The organism is Cesiribacter andamanensis AMV16 (assembly GCF_000348925.1).
GTDB lineage: Bacteria > Bacteroidota > Bacteroidia > Cytophagales > Cyclobacteriaceae > Cesiribacter > Cesiribacter andamanensis.
Map to the genome: position 1 here is coordinate 1 of NZ_AODQ01000133.1, position 12,013 is coordinate 12,013.

Annotated in this window: 12 protein-coding genes; 11 read left to right on the forward strand and 1 reads right to left on the reverse strand. The window is 53.9% G+C overall.

Going from position 1 to position 12,013, the window contains the following annotated elements; translation table 11 throughout:
• Positions 1-33: 33 nt before the first annotated feature.
• The 6 genes from cysM (at position 34) to ADICEAN_RS17665 (ending at position 5,877) form a co-directional block, all read left to right on the forward strand.
• Positions 34-915, forward strand: coding sequence for a cysteine synthase CysM (cysM, locus tag ADICEAN_RS17645; RefSeq protein WP_009197016.1), 882 nt, complete (start codon positions 34-36; stop codon positions 913-915).
• Between the two features lie 467 nt (positions 916-1,382).
• On the forward strand, positions 1,383-3,815 hold the full coding sequence (locus ADICEAN_RS17650; RefSeq protein ID WP_009197017.1) for an outer membrane beta-barrel family protein: 2,433 nt from the start codon (positions 1,383-1,385) through the stop codon (positions 3,813-3,815).
• Positions 3,816-3,923: 108 nt separating this feature from the next.
• Positions 3,924-4,178 (forward strand): ATP-binding cassette domain-containing protein, encoded by a 255-nt coding sequence (locus tag ADICEAN_RS23615; protein WP_009197018.1) that lies wholly within the window; start codon positions 3,924-3,926, stop codon positions 4,176-4,178.
• 16 nt (positions 4,179-4,194) lie between these two features.
• Entirely contained in the window at positions 4,195-4,779 is a 585-nt protein-coding gene (locus tag ADICEAN_RS17655; protein WP_009197019.1) for an ATP-binding cassette domain-containing protein, read from the forward strand.
• Positions 4,769-5,503 carry a hypothetical protein gene (locus tag ADICEAN_RS17660; protein ID WP_009197020.1) on the forward strand — a complete coding sequence of 245 codons (735 nt, stop codon included), beginning with the start codon at positions 4,769-4,771 and terminating at the stop codon, positions 5,501-5,503. Before ADICEAN_RS17655 ends, ADICEAN_RS17660 begins: the two co-directional genes overlap by 11 nt.
• The gene (locus ADICEAN_RS17665; protein ID WP_009197021.1) at positions 5,500-5,877 is read left to right on the forward strand and encodes a GntR family transcriptional regulator; all 378 of its coding nucleotides are present in this window, start codon (positions 5,500-5,502) and stop codon (positions 5,875-5,877) included. Before ADICEAN_RS17660 ends, ADICEAN_RS17665 begins: the two co-directional genes overlap by 4 nt.
• 271 nt (positions 5,878-6,148) lie before the next feature.
• On the opposite strand, the gene ADICEAN_RS17670 is transcribed toward ADICEAN_RS17665, so the two are convergent.
• Positions 6,149-6,676 (reverse strand): universal stress protein, encoded by a 528-nt coding sequence (locus tag ADICEAN_RS17670; protein WP_009197023.1) that lies wholly within the window; start codon positions 6,674-6,676, stop codon positions 6,149-6,151.
• A gap of 326 nt (positions 6,677-7,002) precedes the next feature.
• Between ADICEAN_RS17670 and ADICEAN_RS17675 the strand changes: the two genes are divergently transcribed.
• From ADICEAN_RS17675 to ADICEAN_RS17700, 5 genes are all read left to right on the forward strand, one after another.
• Positions 7,003-8,550 (forward strand): sensor histidine kinase, encoded by a 1,548-nt coding sequence (locus ADICEAN_RS17675; RefSeq protein ID WP_040397990.1) that lies wholly within the window; start codon positions 7,003-7,005, stop codon positions 8,548-8,550.
• A 10-nt stretch (positions 8,551-8,560) separates the two neighbouring features.
• Positions 8,561-9,013 (forward strand): response regulator, encoded by a 453-nt coding sequence (locus tag ADICEAN_RS17680; protein WP_009197025.1) that lies wholly within the window; start codon positions 8,561-8,563, stop codon positions 9,011-9,013.
• A 19-nt stretch (positions 9,014-9,032) separates the two neighbouring features.
• Positions 9,033-10,265: a hybrid sensor histidine kinase/response regulator gene (locus ADICEAN_RS17685; protein WP_009197026.1), complete on the forward strand. Its 1,233-nt coding sequence runs from the start codon at positions 9,033-9,035 to the stop codon at positions 10,263-10,265.
• The gene (locus ADICEAN_RS17690) at positions 10,262-11,320 is read left to right on the forward strand and encodes a response regulator (protein WP_009197027.1); all 1,059 of its coding nucleotides are present in this window, start codon (positions 10,262-10,264) and stop codon (positions 11,318-11,320) included. The genes ADICEAN_RS17685 and ADICEAN_RS17690 overlap by 4 nt, the downstream gene beginning before the upstream one ends.
• A 356-nt stretch (positions 11,321-11,676) precedes the next feature.
• Positions 11,677-11,997, forward strand: a complete 321-nt coding sequence (locus tag ADICEAN_RS17700; RefSeq protein WP_040397986.1) for a hypothetical protein — start codon at positions 11,677-11,679, stop codon at positions 11,995-11,997.
• Positions 11,998-12,013: the final 16 nt, after the last annotated feature.

Here is a 12,013-nt window from a genome sequence, read left to right on the forward strand (position 1 = left end):
GTCTCTTACCGTCCTATAGTTCTTATTTACGCCATGACCCTACTAGACCTGATCGGAAATACCCCCCTGCTGCGGCTCTCCCGGCTCTCCCCCTCGCCAGCCATTGAGATCTGGGCAAAGCTGGAGGGCCAGAACCCGGGCGGCAGTGTAAAAGACCGCGCCGCCTACAACATGATCCGGAGCGCCCTGCAGCGGGGCGATATTAAGGCCGGCGACCGCCTGGTAGAAGCCACCAGCGGCAATACGGGCATTGCCCTGGCCATGATTGCCCAGGCGCTGCAGCTGCACATGACGCTGATTATGCCCGACAATTCTACCATAGAACGGGTAAAGGCCATGCAGGCCTATGGAGCCCGGGTAATCCTGACCCCTGCCGCCCGCACCATTGAATACTCCCGGGAGCTGGCCGAAGAAATGGTGGCCAGCCAGGGCTATTACGGGCTCAACCAGTTTGCCAACCCCGACAACTGGCGCATGCACTACAAGACCACCGGACCCGAGATCTGGCGCGATACCGGCGGGCGCATTACCCATTTTGTATCGGCTATGGGCACAACCGGCACCATCATGGGAGTATCACGCTATCTGAAGGAGCAGAACCCGGCCATTCAGATTGTAGGCACCCAGCCGACCGAGGGCTCCAGCATTCCCGGCATCCGGCGCTGGTCGCCCGCCTTTTTGCCCAAGATTTACGAGCGGGAGCGGGTAGACCGCATCATTGATGTAAGCCAGCAGGAGGCCCAGGCCATGACCCGCCGCCTGGCCCTGGAAGAAGGAACCCTGGCCGGCATGAGCAGTGGCGGCGCCCTGCTGGCCGCCCTGCGCCTGGCCGAAGAGCTGGAATCGGGGGTGATCGTCTTTATTGTCTGTGACCGCGGCGATCGCTACATGAGCTCCGATCTGTTTGGGGCCTAAGGCTACACGAAGCGCTTGCGCTACTTTTGATCTAGTTCACATACCCCTATCCGATAGCCTGCTGTTGCCTGGCTGATATACCAGAATGTGCCCCCACAAGGGGGCCGCTTCTTTAAAAACGGTGTACTAGTGCCCCCTGCTAGTACACCCTATCCCTACCACTAGCCGGCCTTCCTGTACTTTTTTTCTACTCTACTTCTGGCTTTAGGCTCTGAAGTTGCTAATGGGCGCCAGGGCCAGAAAAAGGCCTTCCTGTTCCATATAAGGCTGTTTTAGCTGGTAGCACCCCCCGCTACCCCCCTTTGCCGTCTCCTTTTCAAAATATTTTTTTGCTCCTGTCTTGAAAAATCAAAAAACTATTTCTACGTTTGTAGTGTACTAGTAACGTAGTACACTAGTCAAGACAACAACCGCCGGCCCGCCGGCACTAGAACAGACCAACAACTTTACACTTAACCCCTACAGCCATGCAGACTTTTTACCGGTACCTCCTGATCATCGCCCTGTCGCTTTTAGCCCAGGCCGGTTTTGCCCAAAGCGGTATGCTTAGCGGATCCCTGCAAGACGACAAAGGCCAGGCCCTTCCCTTTGCCAATGTAGCTGTAATGCGCACCGCCGACTCTAGCCTGGTAACCGGCACAGTTACCGACGGAGCCGGCACGTTTACCCTAAAAAGTCCTCAACAGGGCACTTATTTTTTGCGCCTTACCGCTATAGGGTATAAAAACTTGTTTTCCGCTCCCTTTACCGTATCGGATGAAGGTTTTTCCAAAGCATTTGGCTCTCTTATCCTGAAGGAAGATGTGGAGGTGCTGCGGGAAGTGACCGTAGAAGCCCTGCGTCCCAAAGTAGTGGCCGAGGCAGATAAACTGATTGTAAGCATAGAAGGCACCGCCCTGGCTGCCGGCAGCACCGCCCTGGATGTGCTGGCAAAATCGCCAGGGGTGTGGATCGACCATGAGGGCAACATTCAGCTCAATGGCAAAGGAGGGGTAAAAGTAATGATCGATGGCCGCCCAACCTACCTCTCAGCCAAACAGCTGCAAAGCCTGCTGCAGGGCATGTCGGCCGAAAACATCAAGAATATTGAAGTGATCGCCAACCCTACGGCCAAAGAAGATGCAGAAGGCACCTCCGGCATCCTGAACATCAACCTGAAAAAGAATACCCTATCGGGCCTGAACGGCAGCCTGTATGCCGGCTATCTGTACAACAGACTGAACGGCTACTCCGGCGGCGCCAACCTCAACCATAAAAAGGGTCCCTGGAATTCTTTCCTGAACCTGGATATGGCCCGCAGGCCCAACTTCCGGGAGATGCACATGCTGCGGGAGTTTAACCAGCCCGGCGACTGGGCGCGCTTTGACCAGTTCAGCTATGAAGAAGGTGAGGAGTATACCCCTTCCCTCCGCCTGGGCACCGACCTGGACCTGAACGAGCGCCACAGCATTGGCACCACCCTTAAACTATCCCAGTACACCAATGAGCAGGATTTTGCCGCCGATATGCAACTGCGCCGCACCCTGGCCAGTGGCAATCAGGACATCCACTCCAAAACATTAAATACCGATGTCAATAAAACCGCAACCGTAAACCTGCACTACAGTGGCAAGCTGGACAGCCTGGGCACCCGCCTGACAGCCGATCTGGACTGGGTGCGCATGCGCAGCGAAGGGGAAGCCGCCTTTTACAATACCTACCTGGGCGCTGAGGGCAATCCGCAGGCGCAGGAGGCTTTGGGCAATACCAACCCCTCGGCCTACTCCATTTACTCGGCCCGGGTAGATTTTACCAAACCGCTGAACCCAAAAAACAAGCTGGAGCTGGGCCTGAAAGCAAGCCATGTCCTTTCAGACAATAAGCTAAACTTCTATACCCTGGAAGGCGCGCTGAAGAACCCCATCGACAGCCTGAGCAACCACTTTATCTACCGGGAAAATATTCTGGCCGCTTACAGCACCTTTAGCAGCCGCCTGAGCGATACCTGGAATGTGCAGGCCGGCCTGCGCGCCGAGCATACCAATGCCAAAGGCGAATCGGTAAGCCTGGAGCAAACCAACAGCAGACGCTACCTAAACCTGTTTCCCAGCCTGTTTGTGCAGCAGAAGGTGAGCGATAACTACCAGATCAGCTACAACTACAGCCGCCGCATTCAACGGCCCCGCTACGAGGCACTGAACCCCTTCTTTGTCTACCTGGACCCCTACACCATTGCGCAGGGCAATCCGCAGCTGAGACCGGAATACATTCACTCCTTTCAGCTAACGCAAACCTATAAGCAAAACTATAACCTGATCCTGGCCTACTCCATCGCCAAAGACTTCTCTACCGAGGTGCCGGTGCCGGATCTGGAGACCAAGACCACCGTATTTGCCCAGCGCAACCTGGATCGTTTCCAGACCTTCCGGGCCAGCCTGGTAGCCCCCTACCAGATCATGCCCAAGTGGGATATGTTTACCAACAGCCTGCTGGCTTACCAGACCTTTGAAACGGTGATCAATGAGGAGCCGCCGGTAAACTCCCAGCTGTTCTTTATGCTGCAGTCCAACCATACGGTAAAGCTGCCCAAAGGAATTGTGCTGGAAGTGAGTGGCACCTACCGCGGACCGCTCGCTCACGGCCTGTACCAGGCAGAGGGGGCCTGGTGGGTAGATGCCGGCCTGAAGCGTTCCTTCCTGAACGATAAGCTGGACCTTGCCATGAACGTAACCGATATGTTCCACAGCAATGAAATGAACGGATCGGCCGATATAGGCCTTAACCACAACTACTTTAACCAGCTCAGAAGCACCCAAAGCCTGCGCCTGAACCTTCGCTACCGCTTTAGCCGGGGCGAGAAATTCGAGAGCAAAAGCCGCAACAGCCAGCTGGAAGAACTAAACCGGGCCGGGGGCAATTAAGCCCCCGCACCCGGCCCGAAAGAATATTTTTGGGACCCCTTGGAACTAAGCAATGAATTTGTAGATTTGTAGTGTACTAGTGCATTAGTACACATAACCAAAACACCTATGGTCGACTTACACAACATACAGTTTCGCTACAAAAGCACCAAGCCCCTGTTCAGCCAGCTGAACCTGCAGCTGAGCGGTGGCCGCATCTACGGCCTGCTGGGCAAGAACGGTGCCGGCAAAACCACCCTGCTGAAGCACATCTCCGGCCTGATCACCCCTCAGCAGGGCCAGGCCAGCGTGCTGGGTAGCAACATCAGCGAGCGCGATCCGCATATCCTGGAAGATATTTATGTGATCCCCGAAGAGTTTTGAGCTGCCCGGCATCAGCATGAGGGCATTTGTGCGCACCAATGGGGTCTTTTACCGGAAATTCAGCCACCAGCAGCTGGACTCCTACCTGGCCGAGTTTGAGCTGGATGCCAGCCAGAAGCTTTCCTCCCTCTCCTACGGACAGAAAAAGAAGTTCCTGATCTCCTTTGGCCTGGCCACCAATGCCCGCATCCTGATTCTGGATGAGCCCACCAACGGCCTGGACATCCCCTCCAAAAGCCAGTTTCGCAAGATCATGGCCTCGGCCCTGGATGAAGACAAGCTGCTGATTGTGTCCACCCACCAGGTGCGGGATCTGGAAAACCTCATCGATGTGGTGCTGATCCTGGAAAAAGGGCAGATCATCTTTAATCATGATATTGCCGAGATCTCTGAAAAGCTGCGCTTTGAAGCGGATGTACGCAGCACAGCGCCCGATCTGGTGCTCTATTCCGAGGATGCCGCCGGCCGCCGGCCCGGCATGATCAAAAACACCAGCGGGGTAGAATCCAGAGTAGACCTGGAACTCCTGTTCAACGGGGTAGTGAAAAACACCGCCTCTGTAGAAGCTCACCTCCAAAACCAGAAAAACTATGCACTCTAGTCTCTATAATCCCAACCGGCAGCTGCACTTTGTGCTGCGCCAGGCCACCCTGTTTCGCAACCGCTGGGCCATAGCGGCAGCGGCCCTGCTTGGCGCCCTGCTGCTCATTACCCTGGCTACGGCCTACTTTAAGCCGGAAGCACTGCCCCAGGTGCAAGGCTGGTACCAGCTTGCCTTCTGGCTGGTGGGCCTGATCTTCACCAGCCAGATCTTTATGGAGCTGCATGCCCCCAACCAGGCCTACGCCTACCTGACCCTGCCTGTTTCTACCCTGGAAAAACTGCTGGGTTCCTGGCTGCTCACCTCCCCTATCTATGTGCTGGGCTTTACGGCCGTTACTTATGTGATCTACTTTTTGGGCATACTGGTCACCGGCTTTGAAGTATCACCCCTTACCTACTTTGACAATGATTTTCTGAACAGTATTGGTACCTACATGGTGATCCAGACCCTGTACCTCTGGGGGGCGGCCTACTTTAGAAAAACCAATTTTCTGAAGACCGTGCTGGTACAGATTATCCTGATGCTGCTGATTGGCATGTGGGCCGGTGCGCTTATCTATATGATTTATGGAGGCACCTTTGAGGCTGAGCACCAAAACGCCAGCCCTGCCCCCTTTATGGAAAATGTGTTTGTGCCGGCCATGAAGGTGCTCTTCTGGGGAGTACTGGGGCCCTACATGCTGCTGGTTACCTATTTCACCTTAAAAGAACGCCAGCTATGATCGAGTTTAAAGACAACCAGGCCATCTATTTGCAAATTGCAGACCAGTTTGTAGAAAACATTCTGCAGGGCAAATGGACCAGCGGCGACAAGATCCCCTCCATCCGGGACACCGCCGTAGAGTTTGAGGTGAACCCTAACACCACCCTGCGTACCTTTAACTACCTGCAGGAAAAGGGCATCATCTACAACAAGCGCGGCTTAGGGTATTTCATTGCCGACGATGGCATTGACAAGACCAAGGCCCTGAAAAAGGAGCAGTTTCTGGAAGAGGAGCTTCCCTCGCTGTTCAACAGCATGCAGCTGCTGGGCATCTCCTTCTCCGATCTGCAGACCTATTATTCAAAATTTAACTCAAACGGACATCACTCATGAAAACCAGCAATAAACTTCTACTAGCCCTACTGGCCTTTATTTTTGTACTTGTTACCGCCGTGGTGATAGGTGCCGAACACTTTGTGACTATCATAGATTAACAGCCCGGCCTCCGCAGTGGCTGAGCCATGCCTGCCGGACCCTCCTCTTCTTTTTACTCGCTCTTCATAAATGTAAAAAAACCGCTCTGGCCTGTGCCGGGCGGTTTTTTTGGTAAGAACAGACTGTCTTTGGTTGGAAACAGAAAGCCTCTGGCTGTAAAGTAGACTTGCTACAGCTCAAAGGTCTGCTCCAGCTTTGTCAGCAGTTTCTGGCCTTTCTGGTTGCAGAGGGATTGCTTTTCGAACAGCAGCGTATCGGTAGAGGATGCTTCATCCTGCCCATGCAGGGCCGGAATGCACAGAATGGGGAATTCTTCACTGGCCAGCAGTTCTATGGCCACCTTGCCCATGAGGTTGCCCGAGCTATGGGTAGCCCCCTGGGCACCCAGCACAATCAGGCTGGCCTTTACCCGGCGGGCAAGGGCCAGCACTTCATCAGGCGCAAACCCGGGCTTCAGCAGGCGGGTAATGGATATGCCGTAGGCTTCGTGCAGTTCATGCGCTTTGGCATCCAGCTTGGCCTGGGCGGCCAGTTCCAGATCGTCCGAGTCCTCATCAAGCGAGGCCAGGGTGGCAAAGGGGCTGAACACATGCAGGATAATGAGCCGGGCGCCGCACTGGCGGGCCAGCACGGCCGCATAGCGGGCGGCAGTCTGGGCATTTTCCGAAAAATCGGTGGGGAGCAATATATTCTTCATGGGGTCTTCCTCCTGTGGCTACTCTTCTTGGTATAGGTATCAGCCGGACGTACACGGCCAGCAACATGAGCTACTGCCAGCGCCTTATCTAACCAATCTTTTTGTAAAAGTAGCAAGAGCAGACCCCCAACAGCATGACGCTCAGCACCCTGCTTCCTGATATATATCAGGCAGTGCCACCGGAAGCGCTCCCCAACAGGCAGGCCCCGAGGCAAGGTTGTTGAATCTTTTGGGGGTATATGCCAATTCTGAGCCTACTTTGCTATCTTTAGGGGTAGACATTGGAACCCATAAGCGGCCCTGGCCGCATGTTTAACAAAAGCACTTTGGAAGACAGCCCCTACAGCCAAGATCAGCAGGCCGATCACCAGTCCCGGCTCAAGGCCATCATCGAAACGGCCATCGACGGCATTATTACCATCGATAGCCGGGGCATCATAGAAACGGTAAATCCGGCCGCTGCCCGCATCTTTGGCTACCAGCCCCAGGAGATTATCGGGCAGAACATCAAGATCCTGATGCCCGAGCCCGACCACAGCCAGCACGATGGGTACATGCAAAATTACCTGCGCACCGGCGAGGCCAAGATCATTGGCAAGGGCCGCGAGGTAAAGGGCAAGAAAAAGGACGGAACCATTTTTCCTTTTCTGCTCAGCATCAGCGAGGTGCAGCTGAAGGACAAGCTCATCTTTACCGGCATTGTGCATGACATTACCGGCCTTAAGCGGGCCGAAACCGCCCTGCTGGAAAGCGAGAACAAGATCAACTCCATTATTCAGACGGCCGTAGACGGCATTATTACCATTGATAGCCGGGGCATCATTGAAATGGTAAACCCCTCGGCGGCCAAGCAGTTTGGCTATGCCCCCGAGGAGATCATTGGCCAGAGCATTAACCTGCTGATGCCCGAGCCCGACAGCAGCCGGCACGACGGCTATATGGAGCGCTACCACCAGACCGGTGTGCCCCGCATCATTGGCATTGGCCGGGAAGTAACCGGCCTGCGCAAGGATGGCTCCGTATTTCCGTTTTTCCTGAGCGTAAGCCAGGTAGAGCTGGAGGGGCGCCGGGTGTATACCGGTTTTGTGCATGACATTACCCGCCAGAAAATAAACGAGGAGCGCCTGCGCCGCTATGCCGCCGAGCTGGAGCGCAGCAACCGGGAGCTGCAGGATTTTGCCTACGTATCCTCCCATGACCTGCAGGAACCCCTGCGCAAGATCCAGGCCTTTGGTGACCGCCTCAAGACCCGGGAATACAATCAGCTGAGCGAGCAGGGCCGCGATTATGTAGACCGCATGCTCAATGCCGCCTCGCGCATGCAGGTACTCATCAACGATCTTCTTTCTTTTTCCAGGGTAACCTCCAAATCCAAACCCTTTGTAAAAGTAGACCTGGACCAGGTGCTTACTGAAGTGCTCTCCGACCTGGAGATTGCCATTGCCCAGTCCAGGGCCGAGATCATCCGCTCGCCCCTACCCACCATAGAGGCCGAGCCCACCCAAATGCGGCAGCTCTTTCAGAACCTGGTGAGCAATGCCATCAAGTTCAGAAAGGAAGGCGAAAACCCCATCATTAACATTTACGCCAAAAGCCTGCAGCGCCAGGCCCACCTGATTGCCACGCCCGGCGATGAGCTCACTGAGATTTATGTAGAAGACAACGGCATTGGCTTCGATGAGAAGTACCTGGACCGCATCTTTAACATCTTTCAGCGCCTGGAGGGCCAGAAATACGAGGGCTCCGGGGTGGGCCTTGCCATCTGCCGCAAAATAGCCATCCGCCACGGGGGTGATATTACGGCCCGCAGCCAGCCCGGCGTGGGCACCCGTTTTATTGTAACCCTGGCCCTGAAACAACCCAACGAATCTTAATCTGCCACCCATGCCCAATAGCAAAAGACCCATTGTGATCCTGATCGCCGATGATGATGCCGAAGACCGCATGCTCATACACGAGGCGCTGGATGAAAGCCGGCTCAAGAACCAGATCCAGTTTGTAGAGAATGGCGAGGAGCTGATGGATTACCTCCACAACCGCGGCAAATACAGCAAGCGGGAGGAGTACCCCACCCCCGGGCTGATTCTGCTGGACCTGAACATGCCCAAGAAAGACGGGCGCGAGGCCCTGAAGGAAATAAAGTCTGATGATCACCTGCGCCTGATCCCCATTGTGGTGCTCACCACCTCCAAGGCCGAAGAGGATATTTTGCGCACCTACGACCTGGGCGTAAGCTCCTTTATCACCAAACCGGTTACCTTTTCGGCCCTGGTGGATGTGATGAAAACCCTGAGCAAATACTGGTTTGAGATTGTAGAACTACCCCCTACCCAATAGCCTAGCCCCTACGATTGCTATGCCGGACAAGACACGGATCCTGCTCATCGACGACGACGAAGATGATTATATCATCACCCGGGACATCATACAGGACATTCCCGGCCGCCAGTACCTGCTGGACTGGACCGGTTCTTTTAACGAAGCCCTGCGCCAGATTGGGGAGCGGCGGCACGATGTGTACCTGGTCGATTACCGCCTGGGCGCCCATGACGGCCTGGAGCTCATCAGCCAGGCCATAGACGCCGGCAGCACGGCCCCCTTTATTCTGCTTACCGGCCAGAGCGATCGGGAGGTAGATGAAAAGGCCATGCGCATCGGCGCCCAGGATTACCTGGTAAAGGGGGCCATCAGCCCCTTTGATCTGGAGCGCTCCATTCGCTACAGCATTGAGCACGCCAAGAGCCTGGATGAGATCCAGAAGCTCAACAGCGAGCTGGAAGAGCGCGTAGACCAGCGCACCCAGGAGCTGGCCGAAGCCATTCGCAAGCTGGAGCACACCAACCGCAGCCTGCAGGAAGCCGAGCAGGAGGTACGCAAGGCCCTGCAAAAAGAGCGGGAGCTGAACGAATTGAAATCCCGCTTTGTGACCATTGCCTCGCATGAGTTCCGCACCCCTCTGAGCACCGTGCTCTCCTCGGCCTCGCTCATTGGCAAATACCAGAGCACCGAAGACAACGACAAGCGGCAAAAGCATGTAGAGCGCATCAAGTCAGCGGTGAGCAACCTTACCACCATCCTCAATGACTTTTTGTCCATCAGCCGCATTGAGGAAGGCAAAATCTACAACGTGCCGTCCACCTTTGACCTGGTACAGCTCTGCCGCGAGATCATCGATGAACTGCAGGGCTACCTGAAGGCCGGCCAGAAGATCCGCTACCAGCACAGCGGCGCCGAAACACAGGTGTACCTGGACAAACAACTGCTCAAGAACAGCCTGTTTAACCTGCTCTCCAATGCCAGCAAGTACTCAGGTGAGGGCAAAGACATTCTCTTCACCTCCGCCATCAGTGAAGTAGGCAGCACGCTGCTGGTGCAGGATCAGGGCATTGGCATTCCCGAAGCCGACCAGGCGCATCTGTTCACCCCCTTTTTCCGGGCCCATAACGTTACCAACATTCAGGGCACAGGGCTTGGCCTAAACATTGTAAAAAAATATATCGATATTATGGGCGGAACCCTGGAGTTTAGCAGTGTGCTGGACGAGGGCTCTACTTTTACCATTAGCTTTCCGAAATTTGCTGAGGCATGAAAAAGATCTTACTGATAGAAGATAACGCCGAGATCCGGGAAAACACCGCCGAGATCCTCTCGCTGGCCAACTATGAGGTACTGGAAGCCGAAAACGGCAAAGTGGGAGTAGAAATGGCCAAATCCGAACAGCCCGACCTGATCATTTGCGACATTATGATGCCCGTGCTGGATGGCTACGGGGTGCTGCACATGCTCAGCAAGATCCCTGCAACCTCGGGCATTCCCTTTATCTTTCTGACGGCCAAGTCCGAAAAGGAAGATTTCCGCAAAGGCATGAAAATGGGGGCCGATGACTACCTGATCAAACCCTTTGATGACCTGGAGCTGCTGGATGCCGTAGAGATGCGCCTGAAGAAGAACGAGATCCTGCGCACCGAATTCAACAAAAGCGCTGAGGGACTTCAGGAGTTTATTCAGGAAGCCCGCGGGCTGGAGAACCTGGATAAGCTGGTAAGCAATGAGCAAAAGACCGTAACCGTTAAGAAGAAGCAATACCTCTTTTCAGAAGGCAACTATCCCAACGCGCTTTATTTCCTGAACAAGGGGCGCATTAAAACCTACAAATCCAACGAAGAGGGCCGGGAGTACATCACCAACCTTTATAAGCCTGGCGACTTTATCGGCTACCTGGACCTGCTGGAAGACCAGCGCTACCGCGAGACTGCCGTGGCCCTGGAGGAGTCGGAAGTGGTGCTCATCCCGCGCGACGATTTCTTTTCGCTCATCCACACCAACCGCGATGTGGCCAACAAATTCATCAAGATCCTGTCCGACAACCTGGCCGACCGGGAGGAGCGCCTGCTGAAGCTGGCCTACAATTCGGTACGCAAGCGGGTGGCCGAGGCCCTGCTGCTGGTAGAGCGGCAGTCGGCCGAGCCCGGCAAAAAGATGGCCCTGACCATTTCCCGGGAAGACCTGGCCAACATTGTAGGCGCCTCTCAGGAAACGGTGATTCGCACGCTGGCCGATCTCAAGGATGAGAAGCTCATCGACATCAATGCCGGCAAGATCACCATCCTCAACTTCGACAAGCTCAGCCGCCTGAGGAATTAACCTCAATGTCTCCTATTTATATTCAGGCAGCCCCTTACTGGGGCTGTTGTTGTATGCAGCCAGAAGGCGACTGAAAAAATCAACCAGAAGCGTAGATTATGCGCATAATCTACGCTTCTGGTTTCTGACAGTAGACATTTTTTCGTATCTTAAATTGAGATACCAGAAAAGTAAAAAGGGTCAATACGGCCAGAACGCCCCTAAATTTACCTTCATTATGCTCCTCCTAAATCAACACCTAACCCCTTTTCCAGCGCTTGGAATTAAGCAAAGCAAGTCTTATGTTAGCCTCATAATAAAGCAAATATAACAGCAACTCCTGCTGTTATTCAGTAGTTGGCACCAATTAAAATGAAATGAACAAGTGGAAGATAGCATTCATCATTATGCTGACAATATCTGTTGTTGTTATTGTAATGGCTGCATACTTTGTATTCACAAATACATTGTCTTCAGGTAACTGTAAAGACAATCAAATAGTAATTTCAGAAGATCTAGAATTTACTTCTAAAGCTATTTCAAAAGGAGCCTCTACGATAAATGAATTTGATAAAGAATTTCAAAATATGAATGCGGGTCATTGGACTGAAGTGGATAACCAAATAATAAGACTACAAATAGTGAAGTTGATCTTTGATAAAGATGGAAAATTTGAAAAGATCATCATGGTTGAATAAAAAAACTAAACTGGTG

Bases quoted from the DNA above. Each gene is read 5' to 3' on its own strand.
- cysM (WP_009197016.1), top strand. From the start codon at position 34: ATGACCCTACTAGACCTGATCGGAAATACCCCCCTGCTGCGGCTCTCC.
- ADICEAN_RS17650 (WP_009197017.1), top strand. From the start codon at position 1,383: ATGCAGACTTTTTACCGGTACCTCCTGATCATCGCCCTGTCGCTTTTA.
- ADICEAN_RS23615 (WP_009197018.1), top strand. From the start codon at position 3,924: ATGGTCGACTTACACAACATACAGTTTCGCTACAAAAGCACCAAGCCC.
- ADICEAN_RS17655 (WP_009197019.1), top strand. From the start codon at position 4,195: ATGAGGGCATTTGTGCGCACCAATGGGGTCTTTTACCGGAAATTCAGC.
- ADICEAN_RS17660 (WP_009197020.1), top strand. From the start codon at position 4,769: ATGCACTCTAGTCTCTATAATCCCAACCGGCAGCTGCACTTTGTGCTG.
- ADICEAN_RS17665 (WP_009197021.1), top strand. From the start codon at position 5,500: ATGATCGAGTTTAAAGACAACCAGGCCATCTATTTGCAAATTGCAGAC.
- ADICEAN_RS17670 (WP_009197023.1), bottom strand. From the start codon at position 6,676: ATGAAGAATATATTGCTCCCCACCGATTTTTCGGAAAATGCCCAGACT.
- ADICEAN_RS17680 (WP_009197025.1), top strand. From the start codon at position 8,561: ATGCCCAATAGCAAAAGACCCATTGTGATCCTGATCGCCGATGATGAT.
- ADICEAN_RS17685 (WP_009197026.1), top strand. From the start codon at position 9,033: ATGCCGGACAAGACACGGATCCTGCTCATCGACGACGACGAAGATGAT.
- ADICEAN_RS17690 (WP_009197027.1), top strand. From the start codon at position 10,262: ATGAAAAAGATCTTACTGATAGAAGATAACGCCGAGATCCGGGAAAAC.
- ADICEAN_RS17700 (WP_040397986.1), top strand. From the start codon at position 11,677: ATGAACAAGTGGAAGATAGCATTCATCATTATGCTGACAATATCTGTT.